This is a genomic window from Enterococcus mediterraneensis (assembly GCF_900604485.1).
In the GTDB taxonomy this organism is placed as follows: domain Bacteria; phylum Bacillota; class Bacilli; order Lactobacillales; family Enterococcaceae; genus Enterococcus_C; species Enterococcus_C mediterraneensis.
Genome location: NZ_UWOP01000001.1, coordinates 1675560 through 1693914 on the forward strand (window position 1 = coordinate 1675560; position 18355 = coordinate 1693914).

Sequence of the window (18355 nt, forward strand, 5' to 3'; positions counted from 1 at the left end):
AGCTCATGTTTTTTTGTTACAACAAAGGAAGGATCCAATTGACCCAAGCCCAGCTTAAAGGCATGATCAAAATCATCGCAGGGATCATGTCGGCGACAGGAAACATTTTCAAATTGATCATGCGAAACCCAGAAGCCAGCATCAAGAAACCGCCGCAAGCTTTGAAATCACTGATCATGTCCGGTGTTGTCAGCGGAAAAATGAAATTAGCGATCAGAAAAAGGATATAGAAAATAATGAATTGCGGAATGGCGATCACAGATACCACATAGCCTAAATTGCAGGCAAAAATCGCGGCAGTAAAGAAATCAAGGATCGATTTTGAGATCAGGATGGTATTATCGCCGGTCATTCCAGAATCCAAACTGCCATAGATTCCAGTACCGCTAGCACAAAATAGAATGATTACCGTGACTAATGTGTTGATAAATTCTTCGTGGGATAATTTGAGATTTTCGTGAGGGAAAAGTTTCGCGATGGGTTTTTGCATCAGCATTGCGCCTTTATTGATGTAATCCCCCAAATGGACTGCTAACCCGATCCCTGTACCCAACACTAAAGCAAAAACCACTGCCGGCATATATTTCATAGGAGCAATGGCGGTAATGCCCATGCCCATTGAACAGATAGCAAAGACCATCGTGATTTCCGTTTTGAATTTTTCGGTCAATTTATGTCCTAAAAGACCTCCGGCTGCTCCTCCTAATAGGATGGACAGCGAATTGATAATGATACCTGTTGGCATATTTTTGCCCCTTTCTGCTTTTATACTGTGAATAAATTTGAAATATGAATGATTTGTTCATTGGATTTCTTCGGATTTCTTCAGCTGATAGAAAATTTGAAGGTCTTGCCGAAAAGAAAGATAAGTGATCGAAGGAACCCTTCATTCTTTCCATTGGCTCTTTCGACTGTGAAGCAAATCTAAGGGGGTTTTTAGTATGTATGCAGATGAAAGAAAAGACGAGAAATGTATCAGTGAAAAGATCGATCGGTGAAAAAGAATCACGAGATCGATCGTAATTTTGAACAATAGCGATCAGTCTAAGAACATGACGCCGGAGACCTCTAAATCAAAGCCGCATGCCTGATAAAATGCTGCGGTATCTTCATCAGTGGACAATGTCAAAATACCGATCTTTTGTCGACGACTTTCTTTGATGAGCGCTTGGATCAATTTCTTTCCTAATCCTTTTTTCTGATGTTCAGGATGGACAATGATATCTTCAATGTATCCATGTTCCAATCCCATCCCGCACACGTAGCCAAAAGCAACCAATTGACCGGTAACATCTTCACGAATACCAGCGTAGAAATTGCATAATTCGAACAGTTGCGGATAATCTTGTTGACGACCGCCCCAGCCGATGCTTTTTCTTAATGCAGGCACTTCGGAATCAGCTATTGCTCCATTTAATGCTAAAGTATAGGTCATTTTCTCACCTCCTAATTTTTGAGTATAGCATGTTTGCTGAATTAATGAAAACTGACGTTGAAAAATAAATGTACTTTTCAATGCGTAGTTGATACAAAACAAAAACAGCTGATATACGTATTAGATTGGTTTTTGATATATAATATAAACAGATTTGGCTTTTTAAAAATAGTACAGTATAAAAAGGCAGACTGATTGAATAGTAGGAGAAAGGAGCTTTTTGCATGCTATATTATTTGATGCCTTCACGAGATATTCGTCGTAATTTAGCGACAGAACAATATTTATTGGATCAGGATTTTGATGAGCCTCTGGTTTTGTTTTATATTCAGGAGCCTTGTATCATCATCGGACGCAATCAGAATGCGCTGGAAGAGATCGATCAGCGGTTTGTGCGGGAAAATAATATCACGCTGACCCGCCGATTATCAGGAGGCGGGGCTGTCTATGATGATCTGGGAAATGTCAGCTTCAGTTTCGTGACCAAAGCCGGAAGAGAGGATTTCGGGAATTTCAAAGCCTTCACTCAACCTATCTTGCAAGCAATCCACGAGTTGGGGGCGACGGATGCGACTGTCAGCGGCCGTAACGATCTGATGATCGACGGTAAAAAATTTTCCGGTAACGCCATGTACAAGAAAAGAGGGAAACTTTTCTCTCATGGAACACTGATGCTGGATGTAGACTTGGACGTTTTGCCGCAAGCACTCCATGTAGCAAAAGACAAGATCGAATCCAAAGGAACGAAATCCGTCCGCAGCCATGTGACCAATTTGCGCCCTTATTTAGCACCGGCATACCAAAACCTGACAACCGAAGAATTTCGTGATGAGCTGTTGAAACGTTTGTTTGACGTAGACGATCTGGAACAAATCACCGAAAAACAGTTGGTGTTGAAAAAAGAAGAGGAGGAAGCGATCGATGATTTAGTGGCGACGATTTATGCAAATGATGAATGGATCTATGGCGAAGCACCGCCTTATACGCTGCAACGGCGCCGCCGCTATCCGTCAGTCGGGATCATCGACGCCCGCTTGAAAGTCGTCAAAGGCAAGATCGATGCGCTGACTTTTTACGGGGATTATTTTGGACAAAAAGATTCGCAGGAATTAGCGGAAAAACTGCTGGGCATTGATTATCAGCGGCAGCCTCTCCAAAAAGTGTTGGACACGATCCAAGCCGATGATTATTTCACCCATTTGTCTAATGAAGAATTACTGGATCTTTTAGTAGACTGATCGATAAAAAGACGAACGTTCTTAGAAAAGCTTGCGCCATTTTCGTTCTGCTTCTTCACAAGAAATAAATTTATGGTACAATTCGAACTAATAAGGTAAAAGGGGTGTTGTTTTTAATGGACTATAAAGAGTTTGATCCTGAATTATGGCAAGCCGTTGAAAATGAATTTACGCGACAACAAAATAATTTGGAACTGGTCGCTTCTGAAAATATCGTTTCAGAAGGCGTGTTGGCTGCGCAAGGCAGTGTCTTGACTAATAAATACGCAGAAGGTTATCCAGGCAAACGTTATTATGGCGGTTGTGAATATATTGATGTGGTAGAAAACTTAGCGATCGATCGCGCAAAAGAATTATTTGGTGCGAAATTTGTGAATGTTCAACCTCATTCCGGTTCGCAAGCCAACACAGCGGCTTACATGGCCTTAGTTGAACCCGGCGATACCATCATGGGAATGGATTTGTCTGCCGGCGGACACTTGACTCATGGTTCACCAGTCAATTTCAGCGGAAAAACCTATCATTTCGTCAGCTATGGAGTTGATCCGACAACTGAAGTCATCGATTACAATGTAGTGCGGATCTTGGCTCGCAAACATCAGCCGAAACTGATCGTAGCCGGTGCCAGTGCCTATTCTCGGACGATCGACTTCGCTAAATTCCGTGAGATCGCAGATGAAGTCGGTGCGAAATTGATGGTAGACATGGCGCACATCGCTGGATTAGTAGCAGCTGGTCTGCATCCATCACCAGTACCTTACGCTGACATCACCACCACGACCACCCACAAAACATTGCGGGGACCTCGCGGAGGCATGATCTTGACCAATGATGAAGCATTGGCTAAAAAAATCAATAGTGCTGTTTTCCCAGGGATCCAAGGCGGACCATTAGAGCATGTGATTGCTGGTAAAGCTGTTGCTTTCAAAGAAGCATTGGCACCTGAATTCAAAGACTATTCACAACAAGTGATCGATAACGCGCAAGCAATGGCAAAAGTTTTCAATCAAGCACCAGAAGCCCGGTTGGTTTCCGGCGCTACGGATAATCATTTGCTGCTGATCGAAGTCAAAGGATTTGAAATGACTGGTAAAGAAGCAGAAGCTGTCTTGGACGGTGTAAATATTACTGTCAATAAAAATTCGATTCCTTTCGAATCTTTAAGTCCATTCCAAACCAGCGGAATCCGGATCGGTACACCTGCTATCACTAGCCGCGGTTTCACTGAAGAAGATTCTGTGGAAGTGGCGAAATTAGTGATTCGTGCATTGAAAGCAAAAGATGATGCCGCAGCATTACAACAGATCAAAGCAGAAGTAAAAAGTCTGACTGACAAACACCCGATTTATCAATAAGCAGAAAAATAAAAGGTGAGTTTCTCGTTGTCTTACAGCGTTTCTCACCTTTTTTGTGGGGATTTACAGCATTTCTCAGGAGAATTGTTGTTTCTTGCCATTATTTGCTTTAGAATAAAATAAAAACCAAAGGAGAATCATCAATGGGCAAATTTCAAGTAATCGACCATCCATTAATTCAACACAAATTAACTATCATCCGCGACAAAAACTGCGGTACGAAAGTTTTCCGAGAAGTAGTCAACGAAATCGCTATGTTGATGGCGTATGAAGTTTCACGGGATATGCCGTTAGAAGATACCGTGATCGAAACACCGATCATCGAAACGACACAAAAAACACTGACTGGTAAAAAAGTAGCCATCGTACCGATTTTGCGTGCCGGTATCGGCATGGTAGACGGGATCTTAGAGTTGATTCCAGCAGCAAAAGTGGGACATATCGGCTTGTATCGTGACGAAGAAACATTGGAACCACATGAATACTTCGCAAAATTGCCTGAAGATATTGATTCTCGTCAATTATTCGTTGTCGACCCAATGTTGGCAACAGGCGGTTCAGCGATCATGGCTATCGACGCGCTGAAAAAACGCGGCGGTTCAAACATCAAATTCGTTTGTTTAGTAGCGGCTCCAGAAGGTGTCAAAGCACTGCAAGATGCACATCCAGATATCGATATCTACACAGCAGCATTAGACGATCATTTGAATGAACATGGCTACATCGTTCCAGGTCTGGGAGATGCAGGGGATCGTTTATTTGGTACTAAATAATCAAAAACACAAAAAAGACGTTCAAGAAGAATCTTGAGCGTCTTTTTTTACAGAAAAAAATGGGATCGGAGCATGATCTATCCAGCAAGACTTAGTCGAACTGGCATTGTCTCACACTGTGATCTCAGGAATTAAATTTTTTTCATATGTTTGTAATTGATGATCAAAACACCATTGCTTTGAGTAATCAGTTGTTGATTATCAGGGGTTTCATCTAATTCAATTACTGCAGAATTTTTCAGCTGCTTTGTAACGGTACCGGTCTGCGATTTGCCGTAGATCGTAAATTTCACATGAGTGTCTACTTGAAATACCTGTCCTTCTTCTGAAGGAGTGATTGATGTATCGAACTTGCCAAACGTAGCCATTCACAAAACCTCCCTTATATACCTCTATTATAGCACAAATTGTGAAAATTTGCTGAAATCTTGCCGAATCAGAAAAATCTGGCTGTTTTCTCTTTACAAAACAGCTTTTTTTTCTTATAATTCTCTTTGGTATTACGCCAACTTAGCTCAGTTGGTAGAGCAACGCACTCGTAACGCGTAGGTCGTAGGTTCGATCCCTATAGTTGGCATCATTGAAAAAGCATCGGTCACACAGTTTATGCTGTCGGCTGATGCTTTTTGTCATTTTGGGAATGGGAGACGGCTAAATTTAAATTTTTTATGAATGAAGAAAAGGATGGCTTTCTTTTCTTACAGAAGACCTCTATAATGATAAGGTGTATCTTTGAGAGAAAAGAGAGGAACCATGGAAAAAAAACGATCTGTTTCGACCGACAACCGTATTGATTACGGTGTGATTTTGCCGGTCTTCCTATTATGTTTAGTGGGATTGGCTTCTTTATATGTGGCTCTCAGCCATGATCCCAATCATCCGCCTGTATTGCAGCGGATGGTCATGCAAAGCGTCTGGTATGTCATTGGCGGTTTAGCAATTATTATTATCATGCATCTCAAGTCCAAATGGATTTGGAAATTGACGCCATTTATTTATGGTGCCGGACTCGCTGTGATGCTGGCTCTATTAGAATTTTACGATAAAGGCCTCGCTGCCAGCACAGGGTCCAAAAACTGGTTTAAATTCGGCTCATTTACCTTTCAACCAGCTGAGTTGATGAAGATCGCCTTTATTTTGATGTTGGCGTTAGTCGTTACCTCTCACAATGTCAAATACCGTAATCGGAATTTATCGACTGACGGCTTTTTGATCGCGAAAATGGCGGCTGTCTCATTACCAGTCTTCGTCTTGGTGATGCTGCAAAAAGACTTTGGTACGATGCTGGTGTTTCTAGCGATCCTTGGCGGTGTTTTCTTGATGTCTGGGATCTCATGGCGAATCATCATCCCGGTAGTGGCGTTGTTCATAGTTGTCGGCGGCGGGACCATCTATTTGGTTACGACCGAAACCGGCCGACAATTACTATATAATATCGGATTTAAATCTTATCAATTTGCTCGGATCGATTCATGGCTCAATCCGTTCCATGATACGTCTGGTATGAGTTATCAGCCGGCGCAAGGTTTGCTGGCGATCGGCTCAGGCGGAATGTTCGGTAAGGGATTCAATATCAGTGATGTCTACGTGCCTGTTCGAGAATCAGATATGATCTTTACCGTTATCGGCGAAAATTTTGGTTTTATCGGCGGTGCTTTTGTGATCTTGCTTTATTTCATTTTGATCTATCGGATGATCCGCGTGTGTTTTGATACAAACAATGAATTCTACGCCTATATCGCCAGCGGGATCATCATGATGATCTTGTTCCACGTATTTGAAAATATCGGTGCGAATATCGGTTTGCTGCCGTTGACGGGGATTCCTTTGCCGTTCATCAGTCAAGGGGGATCATCGATCTTAGGGAATATGATCGGTATCGGATTGATCTTGTCGATGCGTTATCAAGCGGAAGCGCAACGAGACGGGAAGTGACAAATTGCTGACTTTTTATTGGTATCCTAAATGCAGTACTTGTAAGAAAGCGAAAGCTTGGCTGGACGCACGAGAAGTTTCTTATGAGTTGGTGGATATGATCCAGCATCCGCCTGCTGCGGAAACATTGGAAAACTGGATGACAGAAAGTGATCTGCCGATCCGCCGCTTTTTTAACACCAGCGGAATGAGATATCGTGAATTAGGACTAAAGGATCAAGTCGCTGATTTTACTTTCCAAGAAGCGAGCAGATTGCTGGCAACTGATGGTATGCTGATCAAACGGCCAATCTTAGAAAAAAACGGAAAGATCCAAGCGATTGGATTTAAAGAAAATGACTTTGAAGGAGCAATAAACGAATTATGAAAAAAACAGTTTTGAAGAAAAAAGATAATTTATGGGTGTTGTTCAACGGTAGCGAATATTGTGTCGGTCTAACAAAAGAAGCGCAAGGTGAACTTGGCAAGATCACATTTGCTTCTTTACCAAAAGAAGGCAAATCCTTGAAACAAGGAGATGGACTTTTAGAAGTAGAAGCAGAAAAAGCGGTAAATGAATTTTCTAGTCCTTTGTCAGGTGTGGTTTCTTCCGTTAATGAAAAAATCGCTGACAATGTCGATGTCTTGAATGATGAAGACGAATTGAACGCTTGGATACTGTCATTTAAAGACGTCGATGCTGACGAATTTGACAAACTTTAATATTTATTTGCATAAATCGATTGACACCTGAAAGAGACGTTGCTATAATTTCATCAATAATCGAAAGCTTTGAAAAGAAGAGTACATGTCACCGATGTTTACAGAGAGCCCGGATTGCTGGAAACGGGTAACGGAAATGAAATGGAAGATGGTCTTTGAGCAGATGAAGTGAGTCGAAAGACGAGCTTGATACGGGAGTGCCCGTTAACGCACAACGGTATGCGGTTGAACCAAGTACCGGTCAAGGTTATTGTTGCGAGACAATAGCGAAGTAAGGTGGTAACACGAAAGTCGACAACTTTCGTCCTTTGTATAGATGTGTACAAGGACGAAAGTTTTTTTGTTTCCAAAAAATAAGTTAAAAGAGGAGAAAACCATGGCGTTGATTCAATTGACACATGTCAAAAAAACATTTGAAGGCAAAAACGGCCGGATCGATGCAGTCAATGATGTCACTTTGTCGATTGAGCAGGGAGATATTTATGGCATTGTCGGCTATTCAGGTGCCGGCAAAAGTACGCTGGTCCGTTTGCTGAATGGTCTGGAATTGCCGACAGACGGTGAAGTGACTGTGAATGGACAATCGATCACTGCATTGAAAAACAAAGAATTACGTGATTTTCGACAAGGGATCGGGATGATCTTTCAACATTTCAATCTTTTATGGTCCCGCACCGTTCTCGAAAATATCGAGCTGCCTTTGGAATTGGCGGGGGTTGCTAAAGCCGCCCGCAAACAAAAAGCAGAAGAATTGTTGAAACTGGTGGGGCTGGACGGACGAGGCAGTGCCTATCCTTCACAACTTTCCGGTGGGCAGAAACAACGGGTAGGGATCGCTCGGGCATTAGCGAATGATCCTAAGATCTTGTTGTGTGATGAGGCCACTAGTGCTCTGGACCCGCAAACGACTGAAGAAGTCTTGGATCTATTGCAAGACATCAATCAAAAATTAGGATTGACGATCGTCTTGATCACTCATGAAATGAATGTTATCCGCAAAATCTGTAATCGTGTAGCGGTGATGGAATCAGGAAACGTGGTTGAAGAAGGATTGGTGGTAGATGTCTTCCGCAATCCTCAACAAGCAGTGACGAAACGTTTTGTCCAACAAGATTTCCAACCACGGGAAAATCCGGAAGAAGTCTTGTCAGAGTTTATCGCAGAAAATCCGGAAGGCCGTTTGGTGACATTGACATTTAAAGAAGACAATGTCAACGAACCAGTGATCTCGCAAGCGATCCGTCAATTCGATGTAGATATCAATGTCGTCTACGGAAATGTCCGGCAAGCCAAAGAAGGCTCTTTCGGTTCGTTGACGGTTCTGATCACCGGCGATGACCAAGCGATCGATCAAGCGATTCATTTCTTTACTGAACAACAAGTCAGCGTGGAGGTGATCCATCATGGATAAAGGATTTGTCGAAACGTATTTTAATATGGATATGATCGATTGGAACACAATGAGACAAGCATTGTATGATACGTTGTTTATGACAGCTGTTTCCACACTTCTTGTAGTGATCATCGGATTGTTGCTGGGGTTGGCGCTCTATTCGTTAGGACGTAAAAAACAGGCTTCCGCTCAGATCCTTTACAATATCGTGTCGATCATCAGTAATATTTTCCGTTCCACACCGTTCATGATCTTGATGGTCTTGATCATTCCATTTACGATCTTGCTTGTAGGATCGATGCTGGGAGCCAAAGCGGCGATCCCGGCGCTGGTATTATCCGCAGCACCGTTTTACGCACGATTAGTGGAGATCGCTTTTCGTGAAGTCAGCCCTGGTGTGTTAGAAGCGGCTGAAGCAATGGGTGCCAATTATTGGCAAGTAATCCGGAAAGTATTGATTCCAGAAAGTGTGCCTGCCTTGATCTCAGGTATCACTGTGACAACGATCTCTATGATCGGCTATACCGCGATGGCGGGAGCGATCGGCGCCGGTGGTTTAGGTGCGTTAGCTTGGCAAGAAGGGTTTCAACGTGGCAACTATTCAGTAACAATGGTAGCGACGATTATTATTTTGATTATTGTGTTCATTGTCCAAGGAATTGGTGATTTCTTGACGAAGAAAACCGATAAGCGTTAAAAAAAAGGGAGGAAACAGGATATGAAGAAATTTTTGGGATTAGCAGTAGTCGCATTGGCGACAGTAGGATTGGCAGCATGCGGAGGCGGTAATAATAGTACTGACGGCTCTTCAAGCAAAGAAACAACATTGACAGTAGGAGCGTCACCAACGCCTCATGCGGAGATTTTAGAAAAAGCCGCACCGATTTTGGAAAAAGAAGGCATCAAATTAGAAGTGAAAAAATTCGATGACTATATCTTGCCAAACAAAGCTTTGGAAAACAAAGATATTGACGCGAATTATTTCCAACACATTCCTTATTTGAATAAAGAAATCAAAGACAACGGTTATGACTTCGTCAATGCCGGCGCAGTCCACATTGAACCAATGGGCTTGTATTCAAAAACATTGAAAAATATCAGTGATTTGAAAGACGGCGCGACAGTCATCACATCAAACTCTGAATCTGACTGGGGCCGCATCTTGACGATCTTACAAGACGCTGATCTGATCAAACTGAAAGATGGCGTTGATCCTGAAACAGCAACATTTGACGATATCGCAGAAAATCCAAAGAACTTGAAGTTCAAACATGATATCAATCCAGAGCTTTTAGCTACGACTTATCAAAATGAAGATGTGGATCTTGTAGCTATCAATGCCAACTTTGCATATGGTATTGGCTTAAATCCGAAAAAAGACGCACTATTAGTGGAAAACGACAATTCTCCATACGTAAACGTGATCGCGGTTCGCAAAGGCGACGAAAACAAAGAAACCATCAAGAAATTGATCGAAGCATTGCACAGCGATGAAGTGAAGAAATTTGTTGACGAAAAATGGGAAGGTTCCGTAAAAATCGTCGATGCTGACGCAAAATAATATTTAGTAAAAAGAGGTCTTCTTTAGTGGAGGATCTCTTTTTGTCATTATTTAAGAAATCATTTTTAAATCATTGCGCTTTTTAGAAATATTCTTATAAAGAAATGCGGTATTCCATAAAATTATAAGAAAATTCAATAACTTTCAGATGGATGATTGAACTTCATTCTCAATTAGTCTAAAATGAGTGAGAATGAAAGATAAATGGAGGTAAGGGAATGTCTGTCTTAGAAATCAAAAATCTACACGTATCAATTGAAGATAAAGAAATACTCAAAGGAGTCAATTTAACCTTAAAAACCGGTGAGATCCATGCCATCATGGGACCAAACGGAACGGGGAAATCTACTTTGTCAGCAGCTATCATGGGTAATCCTAATTATGAAGTGACACAAGGGGAAGTCCTGTTTGACGGCAAAAATATTTTAGACTTGGAAGTTGACGAACGAGCTCGGTTAGGCTTGTTCTTGGCGATGCAATATCCTAGCGAGATTCCTGGGATCACCAATGCAGAATTCATGCGGGCAGCCATCAATGCCAAACGCGAAGAAGACAATAAAATGTCAGTCATGGAATTCTTGAAAAAACTAGATAAAAAAATGTCATTATTGAACATGCCGGAAGAAATGGCGGAACGTTACTTAAATGAAGGCTTTTCCGGTGGTGAAAAGAAACGCAACGAGATCCTGCAATTATTGATGTTGGAACCTTCTTTCGCTATTTTAGATGAAATCGATTCTGGTTTGGACATCGATGCATTGAAAGTCGTTGCCAAAGGGGTCAATGAAATGCGGGGCGAAAACTTCGGCGCATTGATCATCACTCACTACCAACGTCTGTTGAACTACATCACACCTGATGTAGTGCACATCATGATGGACGGACGAGTAGTATTGACAGGAAACGCTGACCTTGCTAAACGTCTGGAAGCAGAAGGTTACGCTGGCATCAGCAACGAATTAGGTATCGAATACCAAGAAGAAGCGTAGAGGAGGTCAAGATAAATGAAAAACTTAGCGAATTATCTTGATAACGTCAACGTTTTTTCCGCAACAAAAGAAGAACCGTCATGGATGTTGGAACTTAGACAAAAAGCTTTGGAACAAGTCGATGAATTGGCATTGCCAGTGATCGACCGAGTGAAATTCCAACGCTGGCCATTACTGGATATCAAAGAGGACGCTTTTAACGAACCAGAATTTTCCGGTTCTGTTCCGGTATTTGATGAGATGAAAGACAACCCGCTTTTGGTCCAAGTCGACGAACAATCCTCCTTTGAACAACTGCCTCAAGAATTAGCAGATCAAGGAGTCATCTTTACTGATTTGTTCACCGCGATGCAAGAGCATCCGGAGTTAGTAAAGGAATATTATATGACAAAAGCCGTACCGTTTTCAGAAGACAAACTGACAGCGGCTCATGCGGCATTTATGAACAGCGGCGCTTTTTTATATGTCCCTAAAAATGTCGTGATCGAAGAACCTATCGAAGCGATGTTTTACCAAACAAGCAGCCGCGCACACTTTTTCAAACACGTATTGATCGTGGCTGATGAACACAGCGAGTTCAGTTACTTGGAACGCTTTATTTCACAAGGCAGTGAAGAAGCAGTTTCTGCCAATATCGTGATCGAAGTGATCGCCAAAGCCGGTGCGAAGATCAAATATGCCGCAATCGATCAATTAGGTGAAAATGTAACGGCCTATATCAATCGTCGTGGTCATATCTTGCGAGACGCGATGGTAGACTGGGCGATCGGTGTGATGAATGACGGGGATGTCATTGCGGATTTTGATTCTGATCTAGTGGGCGACGGTGCCCATTCAGAAGTAAAAGCCGTAGCGATCTCTGCCGGCAGACAAACTCAAGGGATCGATACCCGGGTAACGAACAAAGCACCTCATTCTATCGGACACATTCTTCAACATGGAGTGATCCGAGAAAGAGGGACGCTGACCTTCAACGGGATCGGCCACATCATAAAAGGCGCGAAAGGCGCGGATGCCCAACAAGAAAGCCGGGTCATGATGCTTTCTGACCAAGCTCGCGGCGATGCCAACCCAATCTTATTGATCGATGAAAACGAAGTGACTGCCGGACATGCAGCCAGTGTCGGACGATTAGATCCAGAAGAAATGTATTATTTGATGAGTCGCGGTTTGCGTAAAGAAGATGCGGAACGTTTAGTGATCCGCGGATTCCTAGGATCAGTGATCACAGCGATCCCTGTCAAAGAAGTACGCAATGAATTGGTGGAAGTTATCGAAAGGAAGCTGAACGCATGATCGATCCACAAAAACTGCGTCAAGATTTTCCCATCTTGCAACAGGTGGTGAACGATGAACCCCTTGTATATTTGGATAATGCGGCCACCACTCAAAAACCGGAGCCTGTTCTAGAAACATTGACCAATTATTATCATCATGAAAATGCCAATGTCCATCGGGGAGTACACACTTTAGCAGAACGGGCAACGCATGCTTATGAAGGCGCACGGGAAAAGGTCCGCCGTTTCATCAATGCCAAAGAGACCGCGGAAGTGTTGTTCACCCGCGGCACCACTACCAGTTTAAACTGGGTAGCGCGAAGCTTTGGTGAAAAATTTGTTGAAGAAGGCGACGAGATCGTCATTTCTTATATGGAGCATCACTCCAACATCATTCCGTGGCAACAACTGGCAAAGCGCAAAAAAGCAAAGCTGGCTTACATTGAAATCACGCCAGACGGATTTTTGGATATGGAAGATGCTCAGCGCAAAATAACTGACAAAACAAAAATCGTCTCCATTGGACATGTTTCTAATGTCCTAGGAGGCATCAATCCTGTTGGGAAATTAGCAGAATTAGCTCATCAACATGGCGCAGTCATGGTAGTCGATGGGGCGCAGGCAGTTCCTCATATGCCTGTGGATGTCCAAGCATTGGACGCCGATTTTTATGCTTTTAGCGGACACAAGATGTGCGGCCCAACCGGTATTGGTGTTTTATATGGAAAACGTAAATGGCTGGATGCGATGGAACCGGTGGAATTCGGCGGTGAGATGATCGATTTTGTCGATCTGTATGACAGCAGCTGGAAGGAATTGCCGTGGAAATTCGAAGCCGGCACGCCGAATATCGCCGGCGGAATCGCATTGGGTGCGGCAGTCGATTATCTTTCAGCCATCGGGATGGATGAGATCCATGCGTACGAGACAGAACTTGTCGCATACGTTTTGCCAAAACTGCAAGCAATCGAAGGAGTCACCGTGTATGGACCGCAAGCCTGCGAAAAGCATACTGGAGTCCTTGCCTTCAATATCGATGGACTGCATCCTCATGATGTAGCTACTGCTTTGGATATGGAAGGCGTGGCAGTCAGAGCCGGCCATCACTGCGCGCAACCGTTATTGAAACATTTGGATGTACCTGCGACAGCCAGAGCAAGCTTTTATTTTTACAATACAAAAGCTGACGCAGATCGATTGATCGAAGCAATTCACGCAACAAAGGAGTTTTTCCAAAATGGCGCTTTCTAAATTAGATAATTTGTATCGACAAGTGATTTTAGATCATTCTAGCCATCCTCACCATCATGGAACACTGAATCAAGCGGATCAAGCAGTGGAATTGAACAATCCGACTTGCGGGGACGTGATCCATTTAGAGTTGGCTGTCAAAGATGGCAAGATCAACGATATCGCTTTTTCCGGCAGCGGCTGTTCCATCAGTACTGCCAGCGCATCCATGATGACAGATGCCGTCGTAGGGAAAAGTGTTGAAGAAGCACAAGAATTAGTCGACGTATTTTCAAAGCTGGTCCAAGGAAACGAGAGCGACAAGGACGAGGAATTAGGTGACGCGGCGATGCTTAGCGGCGTTGCGAAATTCCCAGCTCGAATCAAATGCGCGACACTTGCTTGGAAAGCATTGAGCCGAGCAATCAACGAATCAAATGGAGTAGCCGAAGCCGGTCATCTCCATCAATCAGAGGAGTGAAAACATGGGAGTTCCTGAATTAGAAGAATATAGATTTGGCTTTCATGATGATGTCGAACCAGTCTATAGTACTGGTAAAGGATTGACAGAAGACGTAGTTCGCGAAATCTCGCGGGTCAAAGGCGAACCTGAATGGATGCTGGAATTCCGCTTGAAATCATTGGCAGTCTATAACAAAATGCCGATGCAAAGCTGGGGTCCGGATTTATCCGACATCGATTTTGATGCCATCAAATATTATCAAAAACCAAGTGATAAACCAGCGCGGGATTGGGAAGATGTACCAGATAAAATCAAAGAAACGTTTGAAAGAATCGGTATCCCAGAAGCAGAACGAGCTTACTTAGCCGGTGCTTCTGCCCAATATGAATCAGAAGTTGTTTATCACAATATGAAAGAAGAATTCACAAAATTAGGGATCGTTTTTACCGACACAGATTCTGCGTTAAAAGAATATCCTGAACTGTTTAAAGAATACTTCTCTAAATTGGTTCCGCCGACTGACAACAAATTGGCGGCACTAAATTCTGCTGTTTGGTCTGGCGGGACCTTCATCTATGTACCAAAAGGGGTCAAAGTTGATGTGCCGATGCAGACGTATTTCCGGATCAACGCGGAAAACACCGGACAATTCGAACGGACATTGATCATTGTAGACGAAGGTGCTAGCGTCCATTACGTGGAAGGCTGTACCGCGCCAACGTATTCCAGCAATAATCTTCATGCGGCGATCGTAGAGATCTTTACACGCAAGGACGCTTATTGCCGCTATACAACGATCCAAAACTGGTCGGACAATGTCTACAACTTGGTAACAAAACGGGCAAAAGCCTATGAAGGTGCTACAGTCGAATGGATCGACGGCAACCTTGGAGCTAAAACGACCATGAAATATCCAAGTGTCTATCTGGACGGAAAAGGTGCTCGCGGAACGATGCTTTCTATCGCATTTGCCGGAGCCAACCAAATCCAAGATACCGGTGCTAAAATGATCCACAACGCGCCAAACACTTCCAGCTCGATCGTTTCCAAATCGATTTCTAAAGACGGCGGCGAAGTAAACTACCGCGGTCAAGTCACTTTTGGCAAGAAAAGTACCGGATCGATCTCTCACATCGAGTGCGATACGATCATCATGGATGAATTATCAAAATCCGATACCATTCCATTCAACGAGATCCACAACAGCCAAGTTTCATTGGAGCACGAAGCGAAAGTTTCAAAAATCTCCGAAGAACAACTGTTTTATCTCATGAGCCGCGGTCTTTCTGAAGCCGAAGCTACTGAAATGATCGTTATGGGATTTGTTGAACCATTCACCAAAGAACTGCCGATGGAATATGCGGTAGAACTGAACCGATTGATCAGTTATGAGATGGAAGGGTCTGTTGGATAACAACTAATTCATTGCTCGAAACGTTTATATTAAAGCGTTTCGAGCATTTTTTTATTTGCATTTTAATAGTTGGCTACGTTTTTGGCTACGTTTGGAATTATTCGCCCATAAATTTTGAAAATCGGTCACCTGTTTTCTTAATAGATTGTGGTGTGACATGAGCATAGATATTCATGGTAGTTTTAATATCTTTGTGACCTAATCGTTCTTGTACTTCTTTTATCGAAGCACCACTTTCAAACAATAAGCTACAGTGGGTATGCCTAAATCCATGTGGAGTAATTTGAGGCTCCATCGGTGTCTTTTTGTAAATCCAGTCTAACCAATCGTTTACTACTTGGGGGTAGTACAGCTTGTTTGTGTTTGTAGTGAAAAGAAACTGCTTTGGTGAATTCGTGTTATAGCCATATAAGATCATTATTTTCATTTGTTCTTGTTGCCAAATACGCAGTTGTTTAAGTGTAAAATCATCAAGCTGAATCGTTCTTGATGAATTTTTAGTTTTAGGTACTTGTAGAACTACTTGATTAAACTCGTCTTGAGCGATAGTTTTACCAATTGTTATTGTTTTATTGAAATAGTCTATATCTTCCCATTGAAGCGCCAATGTCTCGCTTTTACGCATTCCTGTATAAGCTAATAAACGGAAAAAAGTGTACAGTTTAACTGAATTATTTTCTTTAGTATTCTGTAAAAATAGTTGTAATTGATCTTTCGTATAAAACTTCAAGGGTTGTTCTTCTTCAATTTTTCTTGGAAGCAATGTTTTAGACATAGGATTATCTTTACAGACTTCCATTGCTACTCCAAATTTAAATATTTGAGCAGTTGTTTTTCTCAAGAAACCATATTGTTTTAATGTTTTGTGCCATTCATTAACCTGTTTTTGACAATAACTAACACTTATTTTATCCAATCGTAATTCCCCAAAAGCAGGTAATATATGGTTATTGCAAAAACGTTGAGCAACGGCAACGGAAGATGGTTTTACTCTCGTTCTGTAGTTATCAATCCATAATTCATATAACTCTTGAAAAGTTGTAACATTGATTTTAAACTCTTGTTTTTCTTTAAAGTCTACAAGTAGTCTATTAAGTGCTATTTGTGCCTCAGCTTTTGATTTGAATCTTCTACGCTTTGTACGTATATCTTTTCCAGTCTTGGGATCTTTTCCTAAATAAGTTTCAAATCCCCAATATTTTTCGCCATTTTGTAATTTATAACTAAAAAATGTGGCCATTTGATTCTCTCCTTACTTCATGATTGCAGGTAGAGAAGTTATTTGAAGAATCAATTGCTTTTAAATTTATCGTGATTATTAGTTAGAAATTTTGCGATTATACTATTTTTCTCATATGGGAAATTGTATTTTTTGCTAAGATCAGAAATAAATTTTTCTGTTTCAAATTGGTTTTTAGTAATTTTATAAAAGAAATCCTCGACAGATGAATACTGTGAAATATCTTGATAGGCTAAGTCCATTTCGTTTAATAGCTGTTTTGAAGAATCAATCAGTATTTCTTTTTCACCGTATTTGAAATCCCCATTTCTTATCTTATCTTGAAGTCTACTGTTGGCTCTTTTGAAAAATAGCTCTTTAGAGATAGAGTGTTTTTGACTAGCATACTCTTCGATAAGAGGATTGATATCATTAGCAAGTATCTCATTTAGATAAATTTCAAAATCTTTTGAGTAATATTTTGAAAATATATTTTTTATTATAGGATTCAATAACTCATAGTCTTTATCTAGCGAAAACGTATCACTATATCTTTCTTGAATATCATTAAAGACTTTGTGAGGTATCTCTGGGAAGTCCTTAATATATAGCTCATACCCTGAATCTATAAGGTATGAAGCTATGTATTCTTCCAAAGTTCCCCATTTAATCCAGTCTGCACTAGTGTTTCCAATATTTGCAATTGTTAAAAGCCTATTTTTATTGGGTAAAGACACACCTCTAAGCCAATTATTAACGGAACTTATTGGTGTGTCTCCAATTAAATCACCGAATCGTTCTAATGTCAGACCTTTGGATTCGATAATTTTTCTAATACGTTCACTAGTTAATGATAGATTAGGTTTCATAACTAAGCCTCCTTTTTCTGATTTATTGTAACATATATTGCTATCGTTTACTAAAATTTATTAAAAATGTTGACAATGGAATTTCTATAAGATATTATAAAATAGTAATTTTTAGTAATTATTTTTTGTTGCTCATTACTAAAAATTACTATTTAGGTAGAGAAGTTATAGAACAATCAAAAAGGAGAGGTTTTTGTGGAAGCAATAAAATTAATGATCTCAGAAGAGCAGGAGGAAATGTTTCTGAAGCAGTTTTATCAAATTGCTACAAAAGCTATTGAAAAGGCTCAAGAAAATGCTGGTATGACAAGGGAATATCTCAATCAAAAAGAAATGGCAGAATACTTAAATGTGAGCGAAAACTTTTTAAAAAATGCTGTAAGAAATGAGGGATTACCTGTGGTTGAATTGGGGGCAAGAAAATTTTATTCGAAAAAGGCAGTTAATGAGTTTATGTTTGCTCGAATGAAGAGAGGTGAAAGTTTTGAGAGAAGATGAAATA

At 41.4% G+C, this 18355-nt stretch carries 20 protein-coding genes, 1 tRNA gene and 1 other annotated feature; of the genes, 16 read left to right on the plus strand and 5 right to left on the minus strand.

Translation table 11 applies throughout. The features are described 5' to 3' along the window. Positions 1–16: 16 nt before the first annotated feature. Complete coding sequence (locus tag EFB00_RS08180; RefSeq protein WP_122646357.1) at positions 17–745, minus strand: DUF554 domain-containing protein; 729 nt, start codon at positions 743–745, stop codon at positions 17–19. Positions 746–1039: 294 nt separating this feature from the next. Beyond that, positions 1040–1435: a GNAT family N-acetyltransferase gene (locus EFB00_RS08185; RefSeq protein ID WP_122646358.1), complete on the minus strand. Its 396-nt coding sequence runs from the start codon at positions 1433–1435 to the stop codon at positions 1040–1042. Positions 1436–1659: 224 nt separating this feature from the next. Between EFB00_RS08185 and EFB00_RS08190 the strand changes: the two genes are divergently transcribed. From EFB00_RS08190 to upp, 3 genes are all read left to right on the plus strand, one after another. Next, entirely contained in the window at positions 1660–2673 is a 1014-nt protein-coding gene (locus tag EFB00_RS08190; RefSeq protein WP_122646359.1) for a lipoate--protein ligase, read from the plus strand. Positions 2674–2789: 116 nt separating this feature from the next. Further along, positions 2790–4028: a serine hydroxymethyltransferase gene (gene glyA, locus EFB00_RS08195; protein WP_122646360.1), complete on the plus strand. Its 1239-nt coding sequence runs from the start codon at positions 2790–2792 to the stop codon at positions 4026–4028. A gap of 143 nt (positions 4029–4171) precedes the next feature. Beyond that, positions 4172–4801: a uracil phosphoribosyltransferase gene (gene upp, locus EFB00_RS08200; RefSeq protein ID WP_122646361.1), complete on the plus strand. Its 630-nt coding sequence runs from the start codon at positions 4172–4174 to the stop codon at positions 4799–4801. 131 nt (positions 4802–4932) lie between these two features. Here the strand turns inward: upp and EFB00_RS08205 are convergent, their stop codons facing one another. After that, positions 4933–5169: a hypothetical protein gene (locus tag EFB00_RS08205; protein WP_122646362.1), complete on the minus strand. Its 237-nt coding sequence runs from the start codon at positions 5167–5169 to the stop codon at positions 4933–4935. Between the two features lie 136 nt (positions 5170–5305). On the opposite strand from EFB00_RS08205, the gene EFB00_RS08210 reads away from it, so the two are divergent. The 12 genes from EFB00_RS08210 to sufB all read left to right on the plus strand — a co-directional run bounded on the left by EFB00_RS08210 (position 5306) and on the right by sufB (position 15765). Continuing rightward, positions 5306–5378: transfer RNA gene (locus tag EFB00_RS08210), tRNA-Thr, on the plus strand. A gap of 176 nt (positions 5379–5554) precedes the next feature. Beyond that, a complete protein-coding gene (locus tag EFB00_RS08215) occupies positions 5555–6736 on the plus strand; it encodes an FtsW/RodA/SpoVE family cell cycle protein (protein ID WP_122646363.1) in 1182 nt (393 codons plus the stop codon). 4 nt (positions 6737–6740) lie between these two features. Beyond that, positions 6741–7103, plus strand: a complete 363-nt coding sequence (locus EFB00_RS08220; protein WP_122646364.1) for an arsenate reductase family protein — start codon at positions 6741–6743, stop codon at positions 7101–7103. Continuing rightward, complete coding sequence (locus EFB00_RS08225) at positions 7100–7438, plus strand: glycine cleavage system H family protein (RefSeq protein ID WP_122646365.1); 339 nt, start codon at positions 7100–7102, stop codon at positions 7436–7438. The genes EFB00_RS08220 and EFB00_RS08225 overlap by 4 nt, the downstream gene beginning before the upstream one ends. A gap of 60 nt (positions 7439–7498) precedes the next feature. Further along, positions 7499–7750: a binding site (T-box leader), on the plus strand. A gap of 64 nt (positions 7751–7814) precedes the next feature. Further along, positions 7815–8849 carry a methionine ABC transporter ATP-binding protein gene (locus EFB00_RS08230; RefSeq protein ID WP_122646366.1) on the plus strand — a complete coding sequence of 345 codons (1035 nt, stop codon included), beginning with the start codon at positions 7815–7817 and terminating at the stop codon, positions 8847–8849. After that, the gene (locus tag EFB00_RS08235; protein ID WP_122646367.1) at positions 8842–9528 is read left to right on the plus strand and encodes a methionine ABC transporter permease; all 687 of its coding nucleotides are present in this window, start codon (positions 8842–8844) and stop codon (positions 9526–9528) included. The genes EFB00_RS08230 and EFB00_RS08235 overlap by 8 nt, the downstream gene beginning before the upstream one ends. Before the next feature lie 21 nt (positions 9529–9549). Continuing rightward, entirely contained in the window at positions 9550–10392 is an 843-nt protein-coding gene (locus tag EFB00_RS08240) for a MetQ/NlpA family ABC transporter substrate-binding protein (RefSeq protein ID WP_122646368.1), read from the plus strand. A 218-nt stretch (positions 10393–10610) separates the two neighbouring features. Next, the gene (sufC, locus tag EFB00_RS08245) at positions 10611–11381 is read left to right on the plus strand and encodes a Fe-S cluster assembly ATPase SufC (RefSeq protein WP_122646369.1); all 771 of its coding nucleotides are present in this window, start codon (positions 10611–10613) and stop codon (positions 11379–11381) included. A 15-nt stretch (positions 11382–11396) separates the two neighbouring features. Continuing rightward, positions 11397–12677, plus strand: a complete 1281-nt coding sequence (sufD, locus tag EFB00_RS08250) for a Fe-S cluster assembly protein SufD (protein WP_122646370.1) — start codon at positions 11397–11399, stop codon at positions 12675–12677. Then, complete coding sequence (locus EFB00_RS08255; protein WP_122646371.1) at positions 12674–13909, plus strand: cysteine desulfurase; 1236 nt, start codon at positions 12674–12676, stop codon at positions 13907–13909. Before sufD ends, EFB00_RS08255 begins: the two co-directional genes overlap by 4 nt. After that, on the plus strand, positions 13896–14369 hold the full coding sequence (gene sufU / locus EFB00_RS08260) for a Fe-S cluster assembly sulfur transfer protein SufU (protein ID WP_122646372.1): 474 nt from the start codon (positions 13896–13898) through the stop codon (positions 14367–14369). The genes EFB00_RS08255 and sufU overlap by 14 nt, the downstream gene beginning before the upstream one ends. 4 nt (positions 14370–14373) lie before the next feature. Next, positions 14374–15765: a Fe-S cluster assembly protein SufB gene (sufB, locus tag EFB00_RS08265; RefSeq protein WP_122646373.1), complete on the plus strand. Its 1392-nt coding sequence runs from the start codon at positions 14374–14376 to the stop codon at positions 15763–15765. Between the two features lie 97 nt (positions 15766–15862). On the opposite strand, the gene EFB00_RS08270 is transcribed toward sufB, so the two are convergent. Further along, entirely contained in the window at positions 15863–17005 is a 1143-nt protein-coding gene (locus EFB00_RS08270) for a tyrosine-type recombinase/integrase (RefSeq protein ID WP_122646374.1), read from the minus strand. Positions 17006–17055: 50 nt separating this feature from the next. Continuing rightward, positions 17056–17853, minus strand: a complete 798-nt coding sequence (locus EFB00_RS08275) for a helix-turn-helix domain-containing protein (RefSeq protein WP_101699692.1) — start codon at positions 17851–17853, stop codon at positions 17056–17058. A 195-nt stretch (positions 17854–18048) separates the two neighbouring features. Here EFB00_RS08275 and EFB00_RS08280 point away from each other — a divergent pair, with 195 nt between their 5' ends. Continuing rightward, positions 18049–18351, plus strand: a complete 303-nt coding sequence (locus EFB00_RS08280) for a helix-turn-helix domain-containing protein (protein ID WP_002313373.1) — start codon at positions 18049–18051, stop codon at positions 18349–18351. Positions 18352–18355: the final 4 nt, after the last annotated feature.

Bases quoted from the DNA above. Each gene is read 5' to 3' on its own strand.
- EFB00_RS08180 (WP_122646357.1), bottom strand. From the start codon at position 745: ATGCCAACAGGTATCATTATCAATTCGCTGTCCATCCTATTAGGAGGA.
- sufD (WP_122646370.1), top strand. From the start codon at position 11,397: ATGAAAAACTTAGCGAATTATCTTGATAACGTCAACGTTTTTTCCGCA.
- EFB00_RS08270 (WP_122646374.1), bottom strand. From the start codon at position 17,005: ATGGCCACATTTTTTAGTTATAAATTACAAAATGGCGAAAAATATTGG.
- EFB00_RS08255 (WP_122646371.1), top strand. From the start codon at position 12,674: ATGATCGATCCACAAAAACTGCGTCAAGATTTTCCCATCTTGCAACAG.
- upp (WP_122646361.1), top strand. From the start codon at position 4,172: ATGGGCAAATTTCAAGTAATCGACCATCCATTAATTCAACACAAATTA.
- EFB00_RS08205 (WP_122646362.1), bottom strand. From the start codon at position 5,169: ATGGCTACGTTTGGCAAGTTCGATACATCAATCACTCCTTCAGAAGAA.
- glyA (WP_122646360.1), top strand. From the start codon at position 2,790: ATGGACTATAAAGAGTTTGATCCTGAATTATGGCAAGCCGTTGAAAAT.
- EFB00_RS08190 (WP_122646359.1), top strand. From the start codon at position 1,660: ATGCTATATTATTTGATGCCTTCACGAGATATTCGTCGTAATTTAGCG.
- EFB00_RS08215 (WP_122646363.1), top strand. From the start codon at position 5,555: ATGGAAAAAAAACGATCTGTTTCGACCGACAACCGTATTGATTACGGT.
- sufC (WP_122646369.1), top strand. From the start codon at position 10,611: ATGTCTGTCTTAGAAATCAAAAATCTACACGTATCAATTGAAGATAAA.
- EFB00_RS08185 (WP_122646358.1), bottom strand. From the start codon at position 1,435: ATGACCTATACTTTAGCATTAAATGGAGCAATAGCTGATTCCGAAGTG.
- EFB00_RS08240 (WP_122646368.1), top strand. From the start codon at position 9,550: ATGAAGAAATTTTTGGGATTAGCAGTAGTCGCATTGGCGACAGTAGGA.
- EFB00_RS08275 (WP_101699692.1), bottom strand. From the start codon at position 17,853: ATGAAACCTAATCTATCATTAACTAGTGAACGTATTAGAAAAATTATC.
- sufU (WP_122646372.1), top strand. From the start codon at position 13,896: ATGGCGCTTTCTAAATTAGATAATTTGTATCGACAAGTGATTTTAGAT.
- sufB (WP_122646373.1), top strand. From the start codon at position 14,374: ATGGGAGTTCCTGAATTAGAAGAATATAGATTTGGCTTTCATGATGAT.
- EFB00_RS08235 (WP_122646367.1), top strand. From the start codon at position 8,842: ATGGATAAAGGATTTGTCGAAACGTATTTTAATATGGATATGATCGAT.
- EFB00_RS08225 (WP_122646365.1), top strand. From the start codon at position 7,100: ATGAAAAAAACAGTTTTGAAGAAAAAAGATAATTTATGGGTGTTGTTC.
- EFB00_RS08230 (WP_122646366.1), top strand. From the start codon at position 7,815: ATGGCGTTGATTCAATTGACACATGTCAAAAAAACATTTGAAGGCAAA.